Annotated in this window: 22 protein-coding genes and 1 other RNA gene; 14 read left to right on the top strand and 9 right to left on the bottom strand. The window is 37.0% G+C overall.

Translation table 11 applies throughout. The features are described from left to right. The first annotated feature begins 117 nt into the window (after positions 1-117). Positions 118-711: a CIA30 family protein gene (locus AC5YGD_RS08295; RefSeq protein WP_496141406.1), complete on the top strand. Its 594-nt coding sequence runs from the start codon at positions 118-120 to the stop codon at positions 709-711. Positions 712-755: 44 nt separating this feature from the next. Here the strand turns inward: AC5YGD_RS08295 and AC5YGD_RS08290 are convergent, their stop codons facing one another. After that, positions 756-1,877 (bottom strand): hypothetical protein, encoded by a 1,122-nt coding sequence (locus AC5YGD_RS08290; protein ID WP_496141405.1) that lies wholly within the window; start codon positions 1,875-1,877, stop codon positions 756-758. Positions 1,878-2,133: 256 nt separating this feature from the next. Between AC5YGD_RS08290 and AC5YGD_RS08285 the strand changes: the two genes are divergently transcribed. The 4 genes from AC5YGD_RS08285 (at position 2,134) to AC5YGD_RS08270 (ending at position 6,231) form a co-directional block, all read left to right on the top strand. Further along, entirely contained in the window at positions 2,134-3,120 is a 987-nt protein-coding gene (locus tag AC5YGD_RS08285) for a phosphotransferase (protein WP_496141404.1), read from the top strand. A gap of 3 nt (positions 3,121-3,123) precedes the next feature. Further along, entirely contained in the window at positions 3,124-4,395 is a 1,272-nt protein-coding gene (locus tag AC5YGD_RS08280; protein WP_496141403.1) for an aminotransferase class III-fold pyridoxal phosphate-dependent enzyme, read from the top strand. Positions 4,396-4,403: 8 nt separating this feature from the next. Beyond that, a complete protein-coding gene (locus tag AC5YGD_RS08275; RefSeq protein ID WP_496141402.1) occupies positions 4,404-4,991 on the top strand; it encodes a CIA30 family protein in 588 nt (195 codons plus the stop codon). Between the two features lie 61 nt (positions 4,992-5,052). Continuing rightward, positions 5,053-6,231 (top strand): hypothetical protein, encoded by a 1,179-nt coding sequence (locus AC5YGD_RS08270; protein ID WP_496141401.1) that lies wholly within the window; start codon positions 5,053-5,055, stop codon positions 6,229-6,231. A gap of 33 nt (positions 6,232-6,264) precedes the next feature. Here the strand turns inward: AC5YGD_RS08270 and ssrA are convergent. The 4 genes from ssrA to holA form a co-directional block, all read right to left on the bottom strand. Further along, positions 6,265-6,614: a transfer-messenger RNA gene (gene ssrA, locus AC5YGD_RS08265) on the bottom strand. 33 nt (positions 6,615-6,647) lie between these two features. Next, positions 6,648-7,832, bottom strand: coding sequence for a tyrosine--tRNA ligase (gene tyrS / locus AC5YGD_RS08260; protein ID WP_496141400.1), 1,185 nt, complete (start codon positions 7,830-7,832; stop codon positions 6,648-6,650). Between the two features lie 12 nt (positions 7,833-7,844). Beyond that, positions 7,845-9,104: a glutamate-5-semialdehyde dehydrogenase gene (locus tag AC5YGD_RS08255; protein WP_496141399.1), complete on the bottom strand. Its 1,260-nt coding sequence runs from the start codon at positions 9,102-9,104 to the stop codon at positions 7,845-7,847. Next, on the bottom strand, positions 9,088-10,110 hold the full coding sequence (gene holA, locus AC5YGD_RS08250; RefSeq protein WP_496141398.1) for a DNA polymerase III subunit delta: 1,023 nt from the start codon (positions 10,108-10,110) through the stop codon (positions 9,088-9,090). Before holA ends, AC5YGD_RS08255 begins: the two co-directional genes overlap by 17 nt. A 177-nt stretch (positions 10,111-10,287) precedes the next feature. Between holA and ftsH the strand changes: the two genes are divergently transcribed. Genes ftsH through AC5YGD_RS08230 form a run of 4 tightly spaced genes read left to right on the top strand, consistent with a single transcriptional unit; the run spans position 10,288 to position 15,165 of the window. Further along, positions 10,288-12,216 carry an ATP-dependent zinc metalloprotease FtsH gene (gene ftsH / locus AC5YGD_RS08245; protein WP_271537549.1) on the top strand — a complete coding sequence of 643 codons (1,929 nt, stop codon included), beginning with the start codon at positions 10,288-10,290 and terminating at the stop codon, positions 12,214-12,216. A gap of 12 nt (positions 12,217-12,228) precedes the next feature. Beyond that, positions 12,229-13,038, top strand: coding sequence for a dihydropteroate synthase (gene folP, locus AC5YGD_RS08240; RefSeq protein ID WP_416651680.1), 810 nt, complete (start codon positions 12,229-12,231; stop codon positions 13,036-13,038). 2 nt (positions 13,039-13,040) lie between these two features. After that, positions 13,041-14,378, top strand: a complete 1,338-nt coding sequence (glmM, locus tag AC5YGD_RS08235; protein WP_496141397.1) for a phosphoglucosamine mutase — start codon at positions 13,041-13,043, stop codon at positions 14,376-14,378. Between the two features lie 49 nt (positions 14,379-14,427). Further along, positions 14,428-15,165, top strand: coding sequence for a TSUP family transporter (locus tag AC5YGD_RS08230; protein ID WP_496141396.1), 738 nt, complete (start codon positions 14,428-14,430; stop codon positions 15,163-15,165). A 14-nt stretch (positions 15,166-15,179) separates the two neighbouring features. On the opposite strand, the gene AC5YGD_RS08225 is transcribed toward AC5YGD_RS08230, so the two are convergent. Then, positions 15,180-15,644, bottom strand: a complete 465-nt coding sequence (locus tag AC5YGD_RS08225; RefSeq protein WP_271537553.1) for an Lrp/AsnC family transcriptional regulator — start codon at positions 15,642-15,644, stop codon at positions 15,180-15,182. A 143-nt stretch (positions 15,645-15,787) separates the two neighbouring features. Here AC5YGD_RS08225 and AC5YGD_RS08220 point away from each other — a divergent pair, with 143 nt between their 5' ends. From AC5YGD_RS08220 to queA, 5 genes are all read left to right on the top strand, one after another. Beyond that, positions 15,788-17,425 (top strand): ferredoxin-like domain-containing protein, encoded by a 1,638-nt coding sequence (locus AC5YGD_RS08220; RefSeq protein ID WP_496141395.1) that lies wholly within the window; start codon positions 15,788-15,790, stop codon positions 17,423-17,425. Continuing rightward, positions 17,418-17,858: a DUF934 domain-containing protein gene (locus AC5YGD_RS08215; RefSeq protein WP_271537555.1), complete on the top strand. Its 441-nt coding sequence runs from the start codon at positions 17,418-17,420 to the stop codon at positions 17,856-17,858. Before AC5YGD_RS08220 ends, AC5YGD_RS08215 begins: the two co-directional genes overlap by 8 nt. A gap of 71 nt (positions 17,859-17,929) precedes the next feature. Beyond that, on the top strand, positions 17,930-18,703 hold the full coding sequence (locus AC5YGD_RS08210; RefSeq protein ID WP_416651671.1) for a ferredoxin--NADP reductase: 774 nt from the start codon (positions 17,930-17,932) through the stop codon (positions 18,701-18,703). A 181-nt stretch (positions 18,704-18,884) separates the two neighbouring features. After that, complete coding sequence (locus tag AC5YGD_RS08205) at positions 18,885-19,619, top strand: RnfABCDGE type electron transport complex subunit B (protein WP_496141394.1); 735 nt, start codon at positions 18,885-18,887, stop codon at positions 19,617-19,619. Next, a complete protein-coding gene (gene queA / locus AC5YGD_RS08200) occupies positions 19,606-20,625 on the top strand; it encodes a tRNA preQ1(34) S-adenosylmethionine ribosyltransferase-isomerase QueA (RefSeq protein ID WP_496141393.1) in 1,020 nt (339 codons plus the stop codon). The genes AC5YGD_RS08205 and queA overlap by 14 nt, the downstream gene beginning before the upstream one ends. Here queA and AC5YGD_RS08195 read toward each other — a convergent pair. From AC5YGD_RS08195 to sucC, 3 genes are read right to left on the bottom strand one after another with little or no spacing between them, the layout of a single operon-like run. Next, positions 20,617-21,762, bottom strand: coding sequence for an MFS transporter (locus AC5YGD_RS08195; RefSeq protein ID WP_496141392.1), 1,146 nt, complete (start codon positions 21,760-21,762; stop codon positions 20,617-20,619). The two genes, queA and AC5YGD_RS08195, sit on opposite strands and share 9 nt — an antisense overlap. Before the next feature lie 28 nt (positions 21,763-21,790). Continuing rightward, positions 21,791-22,657 carry a succinate--CoA ligase subunit alpha gene (sucD, locus tag AC5YGD_RS08190; protein WP_496141391.1) on the bottom strand — a complete coding sequence of 289 codons (867 nt, stop codon included), beginning with the start codon at positions 22,655-22,657 and terminating at the stop codon, positions 21,791-21,793. After that, the gene (gene sucC, locus AC5YGD_RS08185; RefSeq protein ID WP_496141390.1) at positions 22,654-23,814 is read right to left on the bottom strand and encodes an ADP-forming succinate--CoA ligase subunit beta; all 1,161 of its coding nucleotides are present in this window, start codon (positions 23,812-23,814) and stop codon (positions 22,654-22,656) included. The genes sucD and sucC overlap by 4 nt, the downstream gene beginning before the upstream one ends. Positions 23,815-23,890 lie beyond the last annotated feature (76 nt).

Here is a 23,890-nt window from a genome sequence, read left to right as displayed (position 1 = left end):
CTGGATAACTCTCTAGTACATCAAAAGAAGTTTGAATTTTCCTAGTATCATAAATATTAATTAAAAAAAACTCCCAATCTTCACCTGTTCTTTATATCCATTATTTATAATTAAGTTATGAAAAAACTACTACTTCTAATGTTGTTTACTTTTACAACAATAGCCCTTGCTAATGAGGAGATCCTTAGCTTTCCATTCACTCCAGACAACGTAAACGACTGGAGATATTTTAGTGACCAAGTAATGGGAGGAGTCTCCGAGGGTCAGGTCTCACTTGAGCAAGATGCAGACAAGGTTTTTATAAGGCTCTCTGGGAATGTTCGCACTGATAACAATGGTGGCTTTATTCAATTACGTACCACAACATCACTGTCCAATAAACCATTGATGTTCAAACTACTTCATAATTCAAATAAAGAAGAAAAAAAACTTAAAGGCATCCGTCTAAAAGTTAAAGGTAATGGAGAAAAATATCATATTTTTATTCAGACTACTATCTTTTATAGGCTTCCTACTAGCTATAAAATTGCAACATTTGATACAAGCCCAAACTGGGAAACAGTTGATATACCTTTTAATAAATTTAAGAAGCTCAAAGATAATATAGACTCAAACATAAGAGCTAAAGATATAAAGACCATTGGTATTGTGGCTTATGGCCGTGACTTCAAATCTGATTTATCAGTTTCATCAGTTGAGTTTTATTATTAATATATTCTAGCTAGGCCAAATGCAATAGTCCATTTACTGGCAGTTTATTTTTCCTTTAGTTTATTATCTCTGTCCAATTCTAGCTTTGTAATAGCCTTGTCAATTAAGTCAGATTCTGCTGAAAAAGGATTCTTTTCAGCATAGTTCGTTGTTTCAGTGTTCTCGTTATATTGTTTTCTTAAAGGTTTTGGAGAGCTATATTCAATATACTTTTCAATACTAGTAAAGTGGTGTTTTGACGGAATAAGGTCAGCGTTTAAAAGTTCATTAGCAAGGTAGTGAAGCGAGGATTCTGACAAACCATCTTCTCGCTCCCACATATATTCAAACTTACCTTTAATATATCCAATGTTTATTAACTCTTGATAAAGTTTAAGTGCAAAATCCTCTCCCCAAGGGCTATCGCTAATGTTTCTAATCTTGAAAACTCTTTCCATTAGATATCCATATTCATATGCCCATTTAAGAAATTTCTCAGAGCGAATAAAGTCTGAAAAGTTTGAAGGCTGACCTCGTGTTGCTAATCTTTCAAGTAAGACATATTCCTCCTTCTGTCTGAGACGCCATTCGATGTGTCCAAAACCATTATTGGCATATATTCTGGTGTTGATATTAAGGTTGTTACCTTTGTAGTCTTGATATTTGATATCTTTTATTTCAAATAACCTCTCTCCAAAACTAAACTTTTCAAATCCTGTCTTACCAATAATAGATGGACTCAGCCCTAGAATGGCTAATAGACATTCATTAATTGTCGTGTCGGTCAGTTCTTCAATTCTGCGAATATCAAACCTCTCACTTTCTAGTTTGGCTATTCTGAACTTCCATCTCTCGTGGTACTGATACCATTTCTTCCAGATATTTAGATATGATTTATCCAGTTCATAGGCCGCCCAATCATCAGAATTAGTTACACCTTTTGGGTTACAAAAACATCTGTATTCTGGTACTTCTAGCCAACTATTCTTAATATAGATATCTCTCCACTCTGCATAAGAAAGATTGCCATCTTTAATCTCACCAAACGCCCTGTTCTTAAACATACCGAACCAATAATCTACAGAATGTTTAACTGTCTCTAGTTCGTTTTTTAGTTCTACTATTGTGCTGTGAGTGATTGCCTTAGAAGTGATGAATCTCATCTCCTTGTTATATTTTTTAATCATTTCAGCTCACTCCATTTTGCAATTAGTTCAGAGTCACAATAAGAGCAGAAACCTTTGACTCTTTTAGTTGCTTCAATACGTTCATTATTTAAAAGTGCAAATCTCATATTAGAATTATATTACACAAAATAATCTTTAGAATATTGACTCTATTTTTATGCACTATAAAAAAATAAAGCCCATGGCTAGAGTTTGATACAATTGTCAGCTTTTATTCAGCTTTACTGGGTTTACTTTTTTTGGTAACTTAATACTTATGTCTGTTATATCCTCCCCCCCATCAAGATTTAGCCCATCTGAAGCCCACCAAATAGCAAAAACTTTATACGGTTTTGAAGTCTCAGTTAAAGTCTTGGATAGTGAGCGAGATCAGAATTTTTATTTGAAACGTGAAGATGGCAAGGAGTTTGTATTAAAGATTTCAAATCCGGCGGAGGATGTTGAGCTCATTAAGTTACAGGTCGCTAGTTTGAAGCATATCGCCAACTCTGATTCATCCATACAAGTACCAAGTACGATTCAGACTCTAAGCGGTAAATTTATTAGTCGGCATAATGGCTGTTTTATTCGCTTACAATCTTTTTTAGCAGGACACTTTATAAAGGACATTGAGAGTCCTGAGTCTTTCTTATTGGAAGAATTTGGCGCCTTTATGGGTAAGTTAGACGTTGCTTTTCGAGAGTTTGGTTATCCCGATTTAAAGCGTAAATGGATATGGGATGTTAGAAATATTGACTTTTTGAAAAGTCATTTAGACTATATTGAGAGTGAGTCTGATAAAGCTGTAGTGCGTCATTTTATTGAAAATTATCAGTTAAACATTGTGCCGAATGAAAAATATTTACGCACCCAGTATATTCATAATGATGGCAATGATCACAATGTACTTCTAAATGACAATGGCCACATATCTGGCGTTATTGATTTTGGCGATATGGCGCATACTTTTTTAGCAAGCGAATTAGCGGTTGCCATCACTTATCTTATTCTAGAAGAAGCAGAGCCTGAGACAAAGATCAAATCAGTTGTAGAGGGATTTCAATCAGTTTATCCATTAAGAGACGAAGAAATTGAGTCACTCATTCATCTTGTTTGTGTTCGCGCATGTTTTACTGTAGTAACAGCGAACTACCGAAAAAAACTATTTCCTGAAAACAAGTATATTTCTGTTACTGAGCCATACGCATGGACATTTTTGAAAAATTTTGCTGACAAAGAATTAAGTAATTTTAAAATATATTAAAAAGTGAAATCCAAAAAAAATACATTGAAGTTAAGAAAAAAACACCTGGGTCCATCACTCTCTCTGGCTTATTCAGAGCCACTAAAAATACTCAGGGGGAAGGGTCAATATTTGTATGATGAAAAAGGCAAGGAGTATTTAGATTGTGTTAATAATATCAGTCATGTTGGGCATTGCCATCCAGCAGTTATCCAGGCGGCTCACCAGCAGAATCAACTATTAAATACCAACACTCGCTACCTTCATGATAATATTGTTGAGTTGGCTGAGAAGCTTTGCAGTAATTTACCCAAACCCTTGTCCATTTGTTATTTTGTAAATTCGGGTAGTGAGGCGAACGAGCTGGCTTTGAGAATGGCCAGAGCATATACCGGCAGTGATAGCGCAATTGTCCTAGATAACGCCTACCATGGAAACACCGACTCTCTAATCAATATCAGTCCTTATAAATTTAATAGTAAGGGTGGGCAGGGAAAGCCAAAACATGTTGAAGTTGTTCCGATGCCAGACTTATACAGGGGTGAATTTAATAACCCAAAAACGGCGGGAAAACAATATGCCCATGAGGTTCAGGAGGCAATTAATAAGCAGGGTGAGGGTTCAACCTTTATCGCTGAATCGATATTAGGTTGTGGTGGGCAAATTCCTTTACCAAATGATTTTTTAGCAGAGTCGTATAAATGGATTAGGGAATCCTCTGGAGTTTGTATCAGTGATGAAGTTCAGGTGGGTTTGGGCAGAGTGGGCTCTGCCTATTGGGGGTTTGAGACACAAGAAGTCATCCCGGACATCGTCACAATTGGCAAACCACTGGGTAACGGGCACCCTATAGCAGCTGTTGTAACCACAGCTGAAATAGCAAGCGTCTTTAATAATGGCATGGAGTATTTCAATTCTTTTGGTGGCAATCCAGTTTCTTGTGCAATTGGACTCTCTGTTCTCAATGTAATTGAACAGGAGGGGTTGCAGCAGAATGCCCTAAATGTAGGAAATTATTTGTTCTCAGAGTTGTCTTTATTAAAAGATAAATTTTCATTGATTGGTGATGTTCGAGGCGCTGGATTATTTATTGGAATCGAATTGGTTGAAGACAGAAAAACGCTGAAGCCTGCAACAGAAAAGGCAAAGTTGATTACTGATAAAATGAAAGAGCTTGGTATACTTCTCAGTACTGATGGGCCACATAATAATGTTATTAAAATTAAGCCTCCTTTGGTTTTTACTCAGGACAATGCAAAGTTGTTGGTGGATTCATTGTCAAAGTTATTAGTCTAGGATTTGATATGTTTAAAAATTCGTTAAAAATTTCAAAAATAAGTTATTTTTTTTCCTTAATAGTTATGATTACTATTAACTCAAAAGCGATCGCTGTTGAAGACCTTTCATATCCATTCAATGCCGATAGCGGAAGATACTGGCAGTACATTAGTGATCAAGTGATGGGTGGTGTTTCTGTTGGTAAAGTTACTCTTGAGCAAGACGGAGAAATGTATTATGCAAGACTTACAGGTAATGTAAGCACAAGGAATTATGGCGGCGTTATTCAATTACGTACAGGAATTTCATTTGCAAATTCTGAAAAAGATGGCAAAAATCTTCAGGGCGTTCGTCTCAATGTAAGAGGTAATGGTGAAACTTATGATATCCATATAATCACTAATGATATGGCTTATTATGGAGACTTTTATTCTGCCACCTTTCAAGCTGATTCTGATTGGAAAATGATTGACTTGCCTTTTAATACATTCGAACGTAAGCGTTACAATACTTCAACGTTAGATGCTAAAAATATAAGAAGCTTTGCTATTGCAGCATATGGCCGTAATTTCACATCTGATGTTTCAGTCTCAACAATAGAGTTTTACTATTAGAGAATAAATGAAAACAAAAGCGAAGTTTCGACTTTAGTCCAAGTTGATATAGAATCTTAGTATGAAAAAACTACTCTTACTTTTTTTACTGTCTTTTAGTCTTATTGGCCTAGTCTATGCTGATAATGAGTTGCTTCCATCAAAAAAACAGTGCAATGATCTTTTTAAAAACCAAAAAATTATCAATGCTTTAGATTACATTGACATGATTACTGATGCTCAGAATGATGTTTATGATAATAGGCTCTACTCATATGTTTCCAAATCAGGAAGCGTTGCAAAAAATGGCCCCTTTGGAAAGTGGCTTTATGACGAAGTAGATAAGATTACTAGTGCATATCGACCTGAGAAGTTTAGTAAGTTTAGAGACGTTACTTGGCAAGATTATATAAAACTTGAAGAAGCCGTATGTAAAGTCAATTATAAGGCTGGAATACTTAGGGAGGTTGTAATTGCAGCTCAAGTTGTTGGTGGAAGAGCGAATGAATGGTCTGGGCATGCTGCTAATTGGGAGAGTTTTCCTTATGTCGAAACAGGCAGAAAGGTAATCAAGTCGCCAAGTCCTAAAGGGTTAAGTCACTATAAGAAATATATAGCAGCTGGAGGTGTCATTATTGTAGGTGGTAGTAATATCCCTGATGGAGCTTTTTATTCTTCATATGATGCTGTTATGTATATGACTTCAGAGTGGCCTGGGGTAAGAGAAAAATTAAAACAGAATGAGGCACGTATTTCTCTTTTTTATGGTCCTAATACATCTGAGTTGCCTGAGTACTCAAATGAAGAAGAGCCTGGAGGTTTTGCAATGGGTCTGACCGATACCTCAATGACTGCGAATGCAAGCTGGCTTTGTTTTCCAGGAAATTGGGATGTTGGTGGAAACCCAGTCATTCATGAGTTAGTTCACTCTCTGAACCATATTGTATTTGAAACAACAAATGAAACTTACTTCTATGAAAGGGTTTATGATTTAGCACTTTCAGCAATTGAGAGAGGTATTTATGGAGACTTTAAGCAACACCTTCAAGATGGTGAAGAGCAGGATATTTCTCACTTAGTTGGAGAGTATTGGGCGATTTCAGTAGAGGGTTATATTATGAATCGAGGGCCAAGATTTAAAAGCTCTCACTATTCAAGAGAATGGATAAAGGAAAATGATCCTGGTGTTTATGAATTAATAAGGCGTTACTATCCTAAGGCGGATTGGACTTATTGTCCAGGCGTTGAAAATCATATGTAATTTAACCTGCTTTAATAAGAAACAAAGATATCTTGGTGGAGATGGGGGGAATTGAACCCCCGTCCGAAAACTTTCAGTCAAGAAGTCTACATGCTTAGTAAAGGCCTATTGAGTTAACTTTTTACCACCCGACCAACAGGGATGTAGAAAGCGATTTTAGATTAGGTTTTAACCCTATTATCCTAAAATAATAATAGTGGCGAGTCTGTAAGCGACCGTTATCCCAAAAGTACAGACGACTCTCAAGTAACGGTTAGCATTATGCTGCTAAAGCGTAGTTGTTTTCGTTTGCAACTATTATTTAAAGAACGTTTTTACGAGCAATCTTTGTCCTCGACATGCATCCTTGAAATCCAACTCCTCGTCGAAGCCATGTCATCCCCAGATAGCTCTATTATACTCTTGATTAATGTAAATTAGCTAATTGTAACTCTCGCAAACTTTCTTTTACCTACTTGGTAGATTGATGTCCCAGCGACGGGCGTTAAATCCTTGTCAATTATCTTCTCACCATCCATTTTTGCAGCGCCCTGCTTAATCATTCGAAATGCTTCGGATGTTGAGGATACAAGGTTAGAGTCTTTAAGCAGGTTTGCAATCTTAGTTCCTTGTGAAAAAGTGAACTCATCCATCTCATCTGGAATTTGATTCTTCGCAAATCGGTCGATAAAGTTTTGCTGTGCTTTTTTAGCTTGATCACTATCGTGAAAACGCGTAATAATTTCTTGAGCAAGGCGAAACTTAATGTTTCTTGGATTTTCTCCATCCACAACTTCTTGTTTCCAGGATTCGATTGTTTCCATTGATTCAAAGCTTAAAAGCTCGAGGTATTTCCACATAAGCTCATCTGAAATCGACATCAATTTGCCAAACATGCTGTCTGCAGGTTCATCAATACCAATATAGTTGTCAAGTGACTTGCTCATCTTTTGAACGCCGTCAAGCCCCTCTAGTATTGGCATAGTAAGAATAACCTGAGGCTCCATATTTGCTTGCTTTTGAAGGTCTCTACCAACTAGTAGATTAAATTTTTGATCAGAGCCCCCAAGCTCAATGTCAGCCTGAAGTGCAACAGAATCAAATCCTTGAACAAGCGGATATAAAAACTCATGTATTGAAATTGGTTGACCTGATTTATAACGTTTGGAAAAGTCATCACGCTCAAGCATCCTTGCAACAGTATGTTTTGATGCAAGAGAAATCATTTCTGATGAACTCATCTTACCCATCCACTCAGAATTAAACGCTATCTTTGTTTTGTCCTTGTCAAGAATCTTAAAAACTTGATCTTCATAGCTTTTAGCATTTTCTAAAACTTCACTTTTAGTTAGTGCCTTCCGAGTGACATTTTTTCCAGTTGGATCTCCAATCATGCCAGTAAAGTCACCAATTAAGAAAATAATTTCATGACCAAGATCTTGTAGTTGTTTCATCTTGTTAATGACAACTGTGTGCCCAAGATGAAGATCTGGAGCTGTTGGGTCCATTCCTAGTTTAACTCTTAATGGTTTATTTTTTTCAAGTTTTTTCTTTAGCTCATCTAAGGGCAGAATTTCTTCAGTTCCTCGTTGAATAATTGCTAGCGTCTCTTTGATTGTCATTGCATATACTCTCTATGGCCTTATTTGTCCGTCACCTATGACGATATATTTTTGTGATGTCAGGCCCTCAAGTCCGACTGGACCTCTGACATGAAACTTACCAGTACTTATTCCAATTTCTGCGCCTAGTCCATATTCAAAACCATCAGCAAAACCAGTTGATGCATTCACCATGACAGAGGATGAGTCAACTTCAGAGAGGAATTTTTTTGAATTTGCGTCATTGTCAGTTACGATCGCATCGGTATGAGCTGAGCCATATTTGTTGATGTGAGAAATAGCCTCATCAACCGATTCAACAATTTTCATTGAGAGGATTGGGCCAAGATATTCCTCATACCAGTCATCTTCCGACGCTTTTTTGATAATACTGGAGAGTTTTTGTGATTTTTCACATCCACGTATTTCAACTTCTTTTTCGTTATAAAGCTCTATGAGTTTTGATAGTGCTTTTGTATCAAATCCCTCATGCACAAGAAGTGTCTCAGTTGCATTGCAAACTCCATACCGACGAGTTTTGCCATTGAATGCAATGTCAATTCCTTTTTGTGGGTTAGCATCGATATCTAGATAGGTATGACAAACGCCATCAAGGTGCTTAATAACTGGGACTCTAGCATTACTACTGACATTTTTTATAAGTCCCTTGCCGCCCCTTGGAATAATAGCATCAACATAGTCACTGGCTTTAACAAGCTCAGTAACTGCCTCACGATCAGTGACTTCGATGAGCTGCACAGAGTGTGGGTTGAGGCCAGCTTGCTTTAGTCCTTGTTTAATGCAATTGTAAAAAGCCATGTTCGAGTTGATTGCCTCAGAGCCACCTCTTAGAATGACCGCATTTCCAGATTTAATACAAAGAGCGGCTGCATCAATAGTGACGTTAGGGCGTGACTCATAGATCATCCCTATAACGCCAAGTGGCACCATCATCTTTCCAATTTTAATTCCGCTAGGCCTAGTCTTTAAATCAGAAACCTCGCCAATAGGATCGTTCAATAAGACGATTTGATTGAGACCTTCCACAACGCTTTCAAGCCTATCATCGTTAAGCATTAACCTATCCAAAAGTGCAGAGTCAATATTATTTTTTTTGGCAATTTCTATATCTAAAGAATTTGCATCAAGAATAGTTTGCTTATTCTCTTGAATCGCAGCAGCAATATTAAGTAATGCATTATTTTTTTTATCTGTGTTGGCGATGCGCAGAGTGTTGGAAGCAATTAGGGCTTTTTGACCTATGTTAGATATTAATTCAACTATTGAGCCCACTATTTTTCCCCGATAAAGTGATGACTACGGATTGTAGTTCATCGTAAACGTTAAGATTATCCATGCCTTTGACAGAACGGTCAATACGCCCGAGTGCTAAAAGAAGTTTTTGTAGCTGCTGATAACTATGTTTTTTAAGGGCAATTGATATCAATGGCTTTCTTTTCTGCCAGACCCTATGATTATTAAGAATTGTATCGATTGTTTGATTGGTTTTAAGTTCGATTGACATTGTAACTAAGCTTTTTATTTCACGATAGAGCGATGAAATTAAAATGACTGGTGGCGTTGAATCATCAACCAGTGAGCTGAAAATTTTATTTACTTTTTCCGTGTCACCTTTGAGTGCTGCATCAATCATTCCGAAAACTGTGTACTGAGATTGCTGATCAATTTGACTTAAATATTCATCTAGATTTATATTTCCATCTGGATATGCAATTTGAAGCTTTTGTATCTCCTGCATAGTAGCAAGAAGATTTCCTTCAGTGCAGTAAGCTATCGCATTTGCAATTTCATTGCTTGAGCTAAGGCCAAGCTGGGACATATGCTTAACAATCCAGCCAAGAAGTTGGTCACTTTGAACCTCCCAATGCTGAATAATAACCCCTTTTTTATCCAGAGCTTTAAACCATTTACTTTTTTGCTGCGCCAAATCTAGTTTTCCAGAAGAGATGATTAGCATAATATCTTCTGGAAGGTTATCGGTAAGTTCAGAAAGTGCTTTAGAGCCTTTGACTCCAATCTTTCCTGTTGTAAGTCGACACTCGATGATCCGCTTGTCTGCAAAAAGTGAAGGGCTAGAAATCAAATTAAAGATAGTATCCCAAGCGAAATTACCGTCAATATCAAATCTAAAGCGCTCATTAAATCCCCGCTCTTTAGCATTATTTTTTATAGTCGTTAGAGATTGCTCAACCAGAAGTATTTCAGCACCAAAAGCAAAATAAAGCGATGAAGGCTGGTTTGAGAGATGATTTTGGAGTTGTTCGGGTTTAATGTTCATGCTTTTTAAGAAAACAGGGTAAGAAATAATGCAACTAATTAATTTTTAACCTTCAGATTGTCATTATGTCATAGTTATAAAATATATTGATTAAACCTTGAAAAATGCTATCAAAACCTATATATATAAAATCAATAGGGTATATTTACATTTCTAATTCAGGTTAAAGTTAATAATATGTATAAAAATATTTTACTATGGTTGGTCCTAGGCAGTGTACTTGCCTCTCTTTTTGGTCAGTTTAATGTTGCGGATGAAACAAACGAGATAAGCTATTCTCAATTTATCCAAAATGTGAAGCAAGGTAACGTTTCTAGTGTCAAGATAGCTGGTAGCAATATTAGTGGTGTTACAGCAATTGGCGAAAAATTTGAAACATACAGTCCAGGGGACCTTGGGCTAATGGGCGACCTTCTAAATAATGGCGTTTCAGTTCAAGCTACGCCTCCTGCAAGAGAAAGTTTTATAAAGCAGCTACTCATTTCACTCGCACCAATACTATTACTAATTGGTGTCATTATGTACACAATGAAAGGCGCAGGTGGTGCAATGGGTGGAAAAAATAATCCAATGTCATTTGGAAAGTCTAAAGCGCGCCTAATTACAAAAGATGAATCGCACGTCACCTTTGAGGATGTTGCTGGCGTTGAAGAGGCTAAAGAAGAAGTGAGCGAACTTGTTGACTTTCTTTCTGATCCTGGAAAATTTACTAAAGTTGGCGGAAGAATCCCGAAAGGTGTTCTTATGGTTGGCCCTCCAGGAACCGGTAAAACATTATTAGCTAAAGCCGTTGCTGGTGAGGCAGATGTTCCTTTCTTTTTCATTTCTGGTTCTGACTTTGTGGAGATGTTCGTTGGTGTTGGAGCCTCTAGAGTCCGAGATATGTTTGAACAAGCTAAAAAAAATGCACCTTGTATTATCTTTATTGATGAGATTGATGCTGTAGGTCGTCAGCGTGGTGCGGGAATGGGCGGCGGACACGATGAACGTGAGCAAACGCTTAACCAAATGTTGGTTGAAATGGATGGTTTTGAGGGATCAGAAGGTATTATTGTTGTTGCGGCAACTAATAGGCCTGATGTTTTAGATCCAGCTTTATTAAGGCCCGGAAGGTTTGACAGAACAGTGACTGTTGGATTACCTGACATTAATGGTCGTGATGCTATTTTAAAAGTACACATGAGAAAATTACCAATTGCAAAAAATGTTAAATCAATTGACATTGCAAGAGGTACACCTGGATTTTCAGGCGCTGATTTAGCTAATTTGACAAATGAAGCTGCACTAATTACGGCAGGCCTGAGTAAAGAATTAGTAGGAATGGGTGAGTTTGAAAAAGCGAAAGATAAAATTATGATGGGTTCAGAGCGCAAAGGAATGGTTATGGATGCTTCTGAAAAGGAAATGACAGCTTTTCATGAGGCTGGGCACGCGATTGTTGGAAGGCTAGTTCCTGAGCATGATCCAGTTTATAAAGTAAGTATTATTCCTAGAGGTAGGGCTCTAGGTGTAACTATGTTCCTACCTAAAAAAGATAGTTATAGTATTTCAAAAAGAAAGCTTAATTGCCAAGTTGCATCATTGTTTGGTGGTCGTATTGCAGAAGAGATAGTATTTGGAGAAGATGCGGTAACTACTGGAGCTAGTAATGATATTGAGCGTGCAACAGATATTGCTCATAAAATGGTAAAGTTATGGGGCATGTCAAGCGTCATGGGACCAATGTCTTATGGAGAAGAGGAGGGTGAAGTATTTTTGGGGCGCCAAGTCACAAAACATAAGCATATTTCAGATGAAACTTTTACTAAGGTAGATAGTGAGATACGAAAAATAATAGATACTAATTACTCTTTAGCCTACAAAATTCTTGAAGATAACAGAGATATACTGGATGCAATGGCTGCAGCCCTTGTTGAATTTGAGACAATTGACACGAATCAGATTGATGACTTAATGGCGAGAATTCCAATGCGAGAGCCCGCCGAAGTTATAGATTCAGAGGAGGCCTCATCTGAGCTTGGAACTGGAAGTGGAGAAACTGAGAGCGCAAAACCATCTACAGATAAGAAGCCAGAAGCCGACGGAAGTACTGAGCAGTTTGCATAATTGAAGGATGTGATGATGGTAAATCAACCAATCATCATGGGCGTTTTGAATATTACACCGGACTCCTTTTCTGATGGAGGCTTGTTCTTAGATTCAGTTAGTGCAGTTACTCAGGCCCAATTAATGGTTGAAGAAGGCGCAGGAATTATTGACATTGGTGGTGAGTCAACGAGACCAGGCGCGCCTGCAGTTTCCTCTGAAGATGAATTAAAGCGGGTTATGCCTGTAATTGAAGCTTTGAGCGGCAGTATAGATGTGCCAATATCAATTGATACCTCAAAACCTATTGTTATGAAGGAGGCCTTTTCTGCAGGAGCAAGCATCATTAATGATGTTAATGCATTGAGAGCAGATGGCGCACTCGAGATGGCAGCTGAGTTGCGAGCTGATGTCTGTCTAATGCATATGCAGGGAACTCCTAGGACTATGCAAACCAACCCATCGTATGACAATGTTGTCGATGATGTTAAAAAATTCTTTCACGAGCGAATCGCGGCATGTGAGAACGCTGGAATTCAGCTAGGTTCTATCACCATTGATCCAGGGTTTGGCTTTGGTAAGAACTTAGGTCATAATATAGCCTTACTAAAGAATCTTTCTGAGTTTCATGATTTTGGAGTTTCAATTCTAGCTGGACTCTCAAGGAAATCAATGATTGGAGCCTTATTAGGAGATAAAGATGTTGACTCGCGACTCATTGGAAGTGTCACTGCTGCGTTAATTGCAGCTGAGAATGGTGCGGATATTATTAGAGTTCATGATGTTTCAGAGACAAAGGATGCGCTCACAGTCTGGGAACAAATACAAAATTTTAGGGAGTAGTTTTGAATAATTTTTTTGGTACTGATGGAATTCGAGGAGAGGTTGGAGTAGCCCCTATAACTGCAGATTTTTTGTTAAAAGTTGGCTGGGCTGTAGGCTCGGTTTTGCGTGAAACTGAAGGCGGTACTGCAAGTGTAATTATTGGAAAAGATACAAGGGTTTCAGGATATTTATTTGAATCTGCGCTTGAAGCTGGGTTTTTATCAGCAGGAGTCAATGTGGGCATGCTTGGACCTATGCCTTCTCCAGCAATTGCATACCTGACTCAGGCGTTTGGAGCGTCCGCAGGCGTTGTCATAAGTGCATCACATAATCCATACCAAGATAATGGCGTTAAATTCTTTTCAAGTAAAGGCGTAAAGTTCAGTAACAAAGTGCAAAAAGCAATAGAAGATAAAATTGCGAAACCCATGGTTAGTGTGGATTCTGCATCAATTGGGAAAGCAAAGAGATACGGACAAGCACTAGGTAGATATATTGAGTTTTGTAAATCAACATTTGATAAAAAATGTGATCTATCAAATTTAAAAATTATAATTGATTGTGCCAACGGCGCAACTTATCATATTGCCGAAGATGTTTTTAAAGAATTAGGCGTTACAACCATAATGATTAATAACAATCCAGATGGTTACAACATCAATCGAAATTGTGGAGCAACAGATACAAAACAGCTCCAACAAGAAGTTTTAAAGCAAGACGCTAATCTTGGGATTGCTTTTGATGGTGATGGCGACAGGCTAATAATGGTTGATCACTTAGGAGAGAAGGTTGATGGTGATGAACTTGTTTATATCATTGCAAATGCCTGGAAAAACAATGGTGAACTAAAATCTGGTACAGTTGTTGGTACAAAGATGACTAATTTAGGTATGAGGAAAGCTCTTGGAGAGCTGGGACTCACTTTTATTGAGGCAGATGTTGGTGACAGGCATGTCATGGACGAGTTAATAAACAATAATGCTATTCTTGGTGGTGAGGGCTCTGGGCATATTATTTGTTTAAATAAATCAACTTCAGGTGATGCAATAATAGCAGCTTTACAGGTATTAGAGGTTATCTCCAAGTCACAAAAAACCCTTTATGATCTCAAGACTATGATGACGAAGTATCCTCAAGTTCTTGTAAATATTAAAATTGAAAATGATATAAATTTAAAAAACAATTCTAATCTAGTTGATGCAATTAACCTGACTGAGTCTAAGTTATCAGATAAGGGGCGAATTCTTATCAGAAAATCAGGGACAGAGGCGTTAGTTCGAGTGATGGTTGAGTGCAATGATTTAGAGTTAGCAACTGAATCTGCAAATTACTTAGCAGACGTAATTAAATCTATGTAACTACTTTGTAATTACAATTATTTTCTTCTATTAACTCCTACTTAAATTAATGATCTTTTCACCCTTAGAGTTATTAATGATTGCCATAATATTTACTTGGATTGGGTTTGTTAGGACTGGACTTGGTTTTGGAGGTGCTGTTCTAGGTCTCCCAATTTTAATGCTCATTGGAGGCTCTCCAATAGATTGGCTGCCAATAATTGGGATTCATTTATTATTTTTTTCTAGCATCACTCTTTCAAATTCCTTAAGACAGGTTGACTGGCAATACCTGAAGAAATCTCTGCCATGGATACTTCCAGCAAAAATTATTGGTGTGATAGGTCTTTTAAGTCTTCCACCAAATGTAATGACTGTAATTGTGTATTTAATTACAATTCTTTATTCATTAACTTGGATAAATAATAGTCAAATAATTTCTAAAAAGACTTGGATAAATAATTTACTTTTATTTTTTGGTGGTTATTTATCAGGCACTTCCTTAATGGGAGGAGTCCTTCTAGTTGCAGTTTATATGAACCATATAGATTTGAAGAAACTAAGAAATACCTTGTTTGTTTTATGGTTTTTTCTAGTTTCAATAAAGATGGTGGCCTTCATGGCTGTTGGCGTATATATAGATTGGCGCTTTTCTTTAATGCTAATTCCAGTAGCTGCTCTAGGTCATTTTATTGGACTTAGAATGCATGAAAGAATGATTAAAAGTGATGCAAAATTTAAACGCTGGATGGGCGGTGTGCTTATAATAGTTTGTATGGTTGGACTGCTGAAAGTTATAGTCCTTTAATAAATTTTTTTTGGTTACTGTCCAAGTTTAGTTAATGGTATTTCAGTAGTGCTTTTAATTTCTTCGATTGCAAAATTTGAAGTAACTTTAAGAAATTGAACTTTTTCAATTAAATTTTTATAGAAAGCGTCATAACTCTCAATGTCGCTTACCACAACTTTAAGAAGATAATCTGTCTCACCACTCATACGATAGCACTCAATAACTTCAGGAATATCTTGAATGGTTTTGGAGAAAATACTAATTCTTTCTTGATTGTGATTGTTGACTTTGATAGAAACCATTGCAGTTACGTTGGCGCCAACTCTTTTTCGATCTACCAGTGAGACTGTTTTATTAATGTAACCATTATTTTTTAATTGATTAATTCTTTTCCAGCATGGAGTGGTTGATAAGTGAACTTCCTTTGAAAGCTCCTGAATAGTTAGTTCTGCATTATGCTGGAGAAGCTCTAGTAATTTGATGTCAATAGTATCCATAATTTTATCTGTTATTCATATTATTTAAAATAATATACTATATTTATAATTATATTTATAATAATATTCTTTTTTGTATATTAATTCTTAAGAATATAGAATATTTTACTATAATACCCACCATATTTTAAAGAAATAGTTTAATGTACCAATATAGCACCGAAGACAGTAAATTTCTAGTTGAGCGAGTTGATCAATTTGAGAAACAATTAAAGCGCCATTTAGCTGGTGACTTGGATGATGCTAAGTTTAGAAGTCTTAGGCTTAGGAATGGACTTTATATGGAGCTTCATGCTCATATGCTTAGAGTCGCTATACCATATGGCACTCTTAGTTCTGAGCAGCTTAGGTCTCTTGCCAATGTGGCAGACAAATACGATAGAGGTTTTGGACACTTCACAACCCGACAAAATATTCAATTCAATTGGATAGAGCTTCCTGAAATTGCTAATTTACTTCGCGAGCTTTCAGATGCTGGCCTTCATGCAATCCAAACAAGTGGAAAAGCTACAAGGAATATAACGGCTGACCCCTTATCTGGCTTAACAGAGGGTGAAATTGAGGACGCAAGACCTTACTGTGAATTAATACGACGCTGGTTTAATCTTCATCCAGAGTTTTCATGGCTACCTGGGAAATTTAAAATTGCTATAAATGGAGCAAAACTAGATGAAACTGCATTAAGAATTCATGATCTTGGTTTAAGGCTCGTTAGAAACGGCAAAGACCAATTGGGCTTTAGTGTTTTTGTTGGTGGCGGGCTTGGAGCGGCGGCTATGATTGCAGCAGAGACTGCATCATTTATTGAGGTTGAAGATATTCTTAGTTATCTTGAATCTACCATGAGAATTTACAATTTAAAAGGTCGCCGTGATCATCAAAAAAAGTTGCGAATCAAGTTTTTAGTTCGTGAGCTTGGAGCGGAGGAGTTTTCTCGGTTAGTTGATGAAGACTGGCAGCAAACTAGAAATGATTCAAAGTTAAAATTAAATCTAGTTGAATTAGAGCAACTAAAAAAAGACTTTGCTTTGCCAATTAGGCCGATAGGTTTAGACGGCTTTAAAGAAAAAGTTGATTTTAATTACAGTATTTGGAAGAAAAATAATGTTCGCAGGCATAAAGTTGATGGTTTCAGTATTGTTAATATATCGCTTACAAAGTTAGGTGCAGCTCCTGGTGATGCAACCTCTGAGCAGATGAGGCAGCTTGCAGACTTAGCTGAGAGGTACAGCTCAGGTGAACTTAGAACGACCAAAAGGCAAACAATCGTTTTTCCTTATGTCAGAAAAGATCAGGTTTATAACTTATGGCGGTCTCTTGAAAAATATGGTTTAGCTAGTCCGCATCAAGGCACCCTAGCCCAGATAGTAGCATGCCCTGGCAGAGACTATTGTGATTTAGCTAAGGCTGTTTCTATCCCGATAGCTACTAGAGTGCAGGAGCGTTTTAATGATATGAAAAAGCTACTCGACATTGGCGATTTAAATATTAATATCTCTGGATGTGAAAACTCCTGTGCCCATCACCATATAGCGGATATAGGCTTATTGGGTATGCAAAAAAATGGTGAAGAGTATTATCAAATAACTTTAGCAGGAGAGACGCTGCATGAAACTGTTATTGGAAAGAAGCTAGGACCATCAGTAAGTGGTGAAAATATTGTTGATGCTATAGAAACTATTGTTAATGTATTCCTAAAACATCGACAAAATCAGGAGAGATTTACTGACGTCTTTAAAAGAATAGGTATTGCTCCATTTAAGGAGAAGGTATATGGGTGAAGCTTGTCAAATAGAGCGCATACTAAACAAAGATTATGAAAGTGTTGACCTTGTTTCTTTTCAAGAATGGATTGAAAATATTGAGAAGTTATCAAAACTCTCTGTAGGGGTTATTATTGCGCCTTCAGACGATGTTTTTTTAATCAAAGATTACCTTGATTCTTTAGAGTTAATAGTTCTTGATTTTAATAATTTTGATGATGGTAGAGGCTATTCTCAGGCTTATTTATTAAGAAAGAGATGGCAATTTTTAGGTGAAGTTATTGGTATTAATGCCCACCTAGATCAATTGCAATTTATGATTAGATCTGGAGTTACAAGTTATGTATTGCTTGACTCTTATATAGGATTGAATGAAGAAGATTACGCCAATGGGTTTAGTATTTGTTATCAAGAGGCTGCAAACAATTCAGGGCTTCAGCAAAAATACTAGATTAATAGTATAATTTACCCAAATTTTATATACAAAAAAGCTATGCAATTAATAAGCCAAAGAGGAAATGTATGTCGACATTGATAACTGAAAGAGTGACTCATGTCCATCACTGGAATGACACATTATTTAGCTTTCGTACTACTCGTGACCCAGGCTATCGTTTTAAGAATGGCCACTTTACTATGATTGGTCTTCCTTCTGATGGTAAGCCATTGATGCGCGCCTATAGTATAGCTAGTGCTAACTATGAGAATGAGCTTGAGTTCTATAGTATTAAAGTACAAGATGGCGCTCTTACCTCCAAGCTGCAAAACCTTGCTGTAGGAGATGAAGTTCTAGTGGGCAAGAAGTCCACAGGAACCTTAATTCCAGACAATATGCTTCCTGGACGCTACCTATACTTGCTTTGTACTGGAACAGGTTTGGCGCCATTTATGAGCATCATTAAAGATCCAGAAATCTATGACCAATTCGACAGGGTTATCTTGGCTCATGGTGTGCGTGAAGTTTCTGAGCTGGCCTACTCTGATTACATTGAAAATGTTTTGCCAAATGATGAATATATTGGGGAAATAGTAAGGGAGAAACTGGTCTACTATCCTACAGTAACCCGTGAGCCCTTTAAAAATAATGGCCGCCTAACTACCCTGATGAGTTGTGGTAAGTTGTTTTTAGATTTGAAGCAGCCTCAGCCCAATTTAGTAGACGATCGATTTATGATTTGTGGAAGCCCTAGCATGCTTAAGGAGTTAGTAGATATGCTTGAATCTAAGGGCTTTATTGAGGCTCGTAATGTGGAGCCAGGCCACTTCGTTATTGAGCGTGCTTTTGTTGAATCTTGAGTCCACGCTTTATTAGGCCTAATATGAATGACAGTCTTTAAGTAAAAACTTTACCTTCCAGGTTCTGTTAAGAAAGCAAAAAATATATACTGCGTAAGTCTTTGAAGTTTCCTTTTTTCAAGCGTAACTTTCATAGTCAGTAAAGACTATAAACTATATTTAGTTTAAAATTACCAGCTATATGAACGAGAATTTTTTAATCAATATTGGCTTAGGATATACTGCTAAGATCAAAGGGAGCTCGTTAGTTGATCAAATAGATGCTATCTTGCCTCAAACCCAATGTACACAGTGTGATTTTGAAGGTTGCAGGCCATACGCTGAGGCAATAGCAAATGGTGATGCTGAAATTAACCAATGTCCTCCAGGAGGACAGGAAGGGATTGATGCTTTAGCCGAGCTTCTAGGTGTTGAAGCTCTTCTTTTAAATGAAGCACATGGTGAAACAAAGCCAAAGCAAATTGCCTTGGTTGATGAAAAAGTCTGCATTGGATGCACTTTGTGTATTAAAGCCTGTCCAGTGGATGCTTTTATAGGCTCATCAAAAGTTATGACGCAAGTTGTTGCTGAAGAGTGTACAGGCTGTGATTTATGCCTACCAGTTTGCCCAGTAGATTGTATTGATATGATTGATATTAAGCCAAATTTTGAAATTCCTTTTGTTAATTATTATCAATTCTATAATGAGTTGTATAAAAAACAAAGCCAAGAGAGTGACCAAAGAGAAAAGGCTAGAAGGAGATTTGAGTTCCGTGAAGTACGTTTAGAAAGAAACAAACAGGAAAGGTCTGATCTACTGGAGGCAAAGATGATTACTCTGAAGGAGAAAATGGCAAAAGACAAGATTCAGAAAGAAAAAATTGAGGCAGCAATGAGTCGAGTTAATGCCTCAAAGGTAGACAATGAAGCTAAGTGATTTTGATTTTGACCTACCAAAGTCTTTAATTGCTCAATACCCTAGTTCAAGTAGGACTGATTCACGGTTACTAGTGCTAAGAGATATAATTGATGACTCTACTTTTTCTCAATTGGGTAATTTTCTCAAACCAAATGACTTACTAGTTCTTAATGATACAAAAGTTATAGCGGCTCGATTATTTGGACATAAAGATTCTGGAGGTAAGGTTGAAGTTCTAGTTGAGCGATTGATTAATGATCATGAAGCGTTAGTAATGATTAAGTCAAGTAGATCTCCAAAAATTGGTACTTATGTAGTCCTTGAAAATAAAAGCCGCATCAAGATATGTGATAAAAACGATGGTATTTATAAGGTTAACTTTGAGTCAGATTCTATTCTAAATGTACTTAATGAAATTGGGCATATCCCTTTGCCACCATATATTAATAGAGAGGACTCTAAAGAAGACCAGAGTAGGTATCAGACAGTATATGCTAAAAATGATGGTGCAGTTGCAGCTCCTACTGCAGGACTTCATTTTGATGAGATGTTGTTATCTAGCCTTGAACATCAAGGCATTAATCATACATTTTTAACTTTACATGTTGGGGCAGGAACTTTTCAGCCTGTTAAAGTTGAGGATATTGAGAGTCATAAAATGCACAGTGAGTATTATGAAATTTCTACTGAAACAATAGATAAGATAGAGCAAGCAAAGGCGCTTGGTGGGAGAATAATTGCGGTTGGCACCACAGCTGTAAGAGCCTTAGAGTCAGCTTCAGTTAATGGAAGCCTAAAGTACCAAAAGGGAGATACAGATATTTTTATTTACCCAGGATTTAAGTTTCAAATAGTAGATGCTATGATTACAAATTTTCATTTACCAAAATCTTCACTCTTAATGTTAGTGAGTGCTTTTATAGGTTTTGAGGAAATGTTTGAGACTTATAGCCATGCTATTAAAGAAAAATATCGTTTTTTTAGCTATGGTGATGCAATGCTTTTGGAGAAAAAATCACAGTGATTTAATAGAGAGATGTTTTGAAAGCAGAAAAATTAAGAAGGCTAGGATGGGTAACAGCATAAAGCCAGTTTTAATTGAAGTTACCTCAGCAATAAGGCCTACAAGTAATGGACCAAGTAGCATGCCTCCATATCCTAGGGTTGCAATGCTAGCAATGGCAGCTCCTTGTGAAATTCCTTTATCTTTACCAGCACGAGAAAACGCTAGAGGGATAATGACAGCTATACCAAGTCCTATAAGGCTAAAGCCAATCATTAATGGTATGAGTGACTCAAAGGTTAATATAACTAAAGAGCCTGCTAGAGCAACTAATCCAGAATAACGCGCTGTTTTAGAGGCGCCAAATTTTAAAGCTAGTTTGTCTCCCATAAGCCTCATTACAAACATGCAAATTGAGAAAACAGTAAACCCTAAAGCCGCACTTCCATTAGGCAACTCTGAAATACTTCTAAGAAAAATAGCACTCCAATCTGCAACCATTCCTTCTGCTAATGAGGCAAAGAAAGTTATAAAGGCAACAGGAAGTAATGCTCCTTTTGGAATGGAAATAAATGAAGCTGTACTATCTTTTTCCTTCTTTTGGGATTTAAAGGGGATGGTTACAACACTAAGCACAACTAAAAAAATTATAATTGAAGTAATTGAAAAATGCATTGGCACCTCAATTTTATTGTAAGTAGCTAATACGCCTGAGCCTGCTCCAATAGCAGATCCTAAACTCCACATTCCATGAAAAGACGACATTAATGGACGATTATCTTTTCGCTCAACTTCCACAGCCCAGGCATTCATCGCCACGTCAACTCCTCCATGAATTGCTCCAAAGAAAATCAAAGCTGGAATAAGCATCCATATTGAGTTAGCAAAAGCTATAAAGATAAGAGTAAGTGGTATTAATAGCGAGGTGGTTCTTTTTGTTAAAGTTGATGCTCCATAATGATCTGCAGCTCTTCCAAAGACTGAGAAGGCAATGACAGCTGAAAAACCCATTAGAAATATTAATAAACCTAAAGCAGCAGGTGATAGGTTATGGAAATCTGAAATTTCAGGAATGCGTGACGCCCATGTTCCAAAAACAACACCGTTAACAGTAAAAATTACTGAAACTGCGAATCTACTATTCCTAATCACTCTCATTTATTTACTATAAGAGAGTACATTGTTTTTAAAGAATTTCAAGCAGGGTTTGACCCATTAATGCTGGTGTAGGCGCAACACTTACTCCTGCATTCTCTAATGCTTGAATTTTACTTTTGGCATCACCAGACCCACCACTTATTACTGCGCCTGCATGGCCCATTCTTTTTCCTTTAGGAGCGGTAAGTCCAGCAATATATGAAATAACAGGTTTAGAAATATTTGACTTAATATACTCCGCAGCCTCTTCTTCAGCATTGCCACCAATCTCACCAACCATTACTATTGAATGCGTATCATCATCTTTTTCAAACAATTTAAGGCAGTCAATAAAATTCATTCCTTGAACGGGGTCACCACCAATACCAATACAAGTGCTTTGACCAAGTCCTGCTAGAGTAGTTTGGTGAACTGCTTCATAGGTTAATGTTCCTGAACGAGAGACAATTCCAACTGAGCCGCTCTTGTGGATATTACCCGGCATAATGCCAAGTTTACATTCATCTGGAGTAATTAATCCTGGACAGTTTGGTCCAATTAATTTTGACTTACTGCCTGTGATAATGGCTTTAATTTTAATCATATCTTGCACAGGAATGCCTTCAGTTATGCATGCAATTACTGGAATCTCAGCTTCAATCGCCTCGACTATAGAAGCAAATGCAAACCTTGGCGGCACATAAATCATTGTGGCATTAGCTCCTGTTTCAGCCATAGCCTGTGCAACAGAATTGAAGACTGGTTTATCCAAGTGAGTTTGTCCACCTTTGCCAGGAGTTACGCCGCCGACAAATTTTGTACCATATGCAATGGATTGTTCAGAATGAAACGTACCTTGCTTGCCAGTAAAACCTTGACAGATTACTTTGGTTTCTTTGTTGATTAAGACACTCATTTGGCCATCTCCACAGCTTGTTTAGCAGCCTTAGTTAAGTCAGCCTCAGTAATAATATTAAAGTTACTTTTATTAAGAATTTGAAGGCCTTCTTGTGCATTTGTTCCTTCGAGTCTTACAATGATTGGAAGCGTTAATCCTACTTTCTCTATTGCTTGTAAAATACCATTTGCAATAAGATCACAGCGCACTATGCCACCAAAAATGTTTACTAAAATAGATTTAACATTTTCTTCACTTTGAATTATTTCAAAAGCTATTGCTACTCTATCAGCAGTTGTGCCTCCACCTACATCTAAAAAGTTAGCTGGTGATCCACCATGATATTCTATCAAATCCATTGTCGCCATTGCTAATCCAGCACCATTTACCATGCAGCCCACAGAGCCATCTAGAGAGATATAATTTAATTGATGTTCGCTAGCGCTTCTTTCTTTTTCATCTTCTTGTGCAATATCTCTTAGATTAGCAATTGATTCATTTCTATAGAGCGCATTATCATCAAAATCAATTTTACCATCAAGAGCCATGATTTCATTTTGACCAGTAATAATAAGTGGGTTTATTTCAATAAGGTTGGCATCATGCTCAGTAAAAATAGCATAAAGTCCAAGAAGTGTCGAAGCAAACTCATCGTGAAGTGATAAATCTAGCCCAAGTTTTTTAGCAACATTGACACATTCTTCGACTGATAATTTACCTAGAGGATTAATTTTTTGTTTAATAATTTTATCAGGCGTTTCTGAGGCAACTTTTTCGATATCCATTCCACCTTCTGTTGAAGTGAGAATTGTGATATTTTCTGTAGCACGATCAACAAGAAGTCCCAAGTACAACTCTTTAGAAATATCTTGACCAGCCTCAATAATGACTTCATTGATAGGTTGACCATTTGCATCAGTCTGCGGAGTAATTAAATTAGTACCTATTAATTTTTTACTGGCATCAACTGCATCCTGCACTTTATTGCATACAATAACACCTCCACCTTTTCCCCTGCCTCCAGCATGAACTTGAGCTTTAACAACCCAAATTGAGCCACCAAGTTTCTCACAAGCAGATTGAGTTTCATTACTATTTGAAACAACAATAAATTCAGGAACTTTAATATTATGTTTCTTAAATAAGCCTTTTGCCTGGTGTTCATGTATATGCATATAATTAAAACATTAGGGTTAAAATATGTGGAAGGGTATTTTAACATTCTTCGTTTGTTGTCTTTATTTCAAATTT

Source organism: Candidatus Pseudothioglobus sp. uisw_070 (assembly GCF_059512545.2).
The sequence above is the reverse complement of the archived record's forward strand: the minus strand, read 5'-3'. Positions and strand labels throughout refer to the sequence as shown.

Excerpts from the sequence above, each read along its gene's own strand:
- AC5YGD_RS08295 (WP_496141406.1), top strand. The coding sequence starts at position 118 with ATGAAAAAACTACTACTTCTAATGTTGTTTACTTTTACAACAATAGCC.
- AC5YGD_RS08290 (WP_496141405.1), bottom strand. The coding sequence starts at position 1,877 with ATGATTAAAAAATATAACAAGGAGATGAGATTCATCACTTCTAAGGCA.
- AC5YGD_RS08285 (WP_496141404.1), top strand. The coding sequence starts at position 2,134 with ATGTCTGTTATATCCTCCCCCCCATCAAGATTTAGCCCATCTGAAGCC.
- AC5YGD_RS08275 (WP_496141402.1), top strand. The coding sequence starts at position 4,404 with ATGTTTAAAAATTCGTTAAAAATTTCAAAAATAAGTTATTTTTTTTCC.
- AC5YGD_RS08270 (WP_496141401.1), top strand. The coding sequence starts at position 5,053 with ATGAAAAAACTACTCTTACTTTTTTTACTGTCTTTTAGTCTTATTGGC.
- tyrS (WP_496141400.1), bottom strand. The coding sequence starts at position 7,832 with ATGACAATCAAAGAGACGCTAGCAATTATTCAACGAGGAACTGAAGAA.
- holA (WP_496141398.1), bottom strand. The coding sequence starts at position 10,110 with ATGAACATTAAACCCGAACAACTCCAAAATCATCTCTCAAACCAGCCT.
- ftsH (WP_271537549.1), top strand. The coding sequence starts at position 10,288 with ATGTATAAAAATATTTTACTATGGTTGGTCCTAGGCAGTGTACTTGCC.
- folP (WP_416651680.1), top strand. The coding sequence starts at position 12,229 with ATGATGGTAAATCAACCAATCATCATGGGCGTTTTGAATATTACACCG.
- AC5YGD_RS08230 (WP_496141396.1), top strand. The coding sequence starts at position 14,428 with ATGATCTTTTCACCCTTAGAGTTATTAATGATTGCCATAATATTTACT.
- AC5YGD_RS08225 (WP_271537553.1), bottom strand. The coding sequence starts at position 15,644 with ATGGATACTATTGACATCAAATTACTAGAGCTTCTCCAGCATAATGCA.
- AC5YGD_RS08220 (WP_496141395.1), top strand. The coding sequence starts at position 15,788 with ATGTACCAATATAGCACCGAAGACAGTAAATTTCTAGTTGAGCGAGTT.
- AC5YGD_RS08215 (WP_271537555.1), top strand. The coding sequence starts at position 17,418 with ATGGGTGAAGCTTGTCAAATAGAGCGCATACTAAACAAAGATTATGAA.
- AC5YGD_RS08210 (WP_416651671.1), top strand. The coding sequence starts at position 17,930 with ATGTCGACATTGATAACTGAAAGAGTGACTCATGTCCATCACTGGAAT.
- AC5YGD_RS08205 (WP_496141394.1), top strand. The coding sequence starts at position 18,885 with ATGAACGAGAATTTTTTAATCAATATTGGCTTAGGATATACTGCTAAG.
- queA (WP_496141393.1), top strand. The coding sequence starts at position 19,606 with ATGAAGCTAAGTGATTTTGATTTTGACCTACCAAAGTCTTTAATTGCT.
- AC5YGD_RS08195 (WP_496141392.1), bottom strand. The coding sequence starts at position 21,762 with ATGAGAGTGATTAGGAATAGTAGATTCGCAGTTTCAGTAATTTTTACT.
- sucD (WP_496141391.1), bottom strand. The coding sequence starts at position 22,657 with ATGAGTGTCTTAATCAACAAAGAAACCAAAGTAATCTGTCAAGGTTTT.
- sucC (WP_496141390.1), bottom strand. The coding sequence starts at position 23,814 with ATGCATATACATGAACACCAGGCAAAAGGCTTATTTAAGAAACATAAT.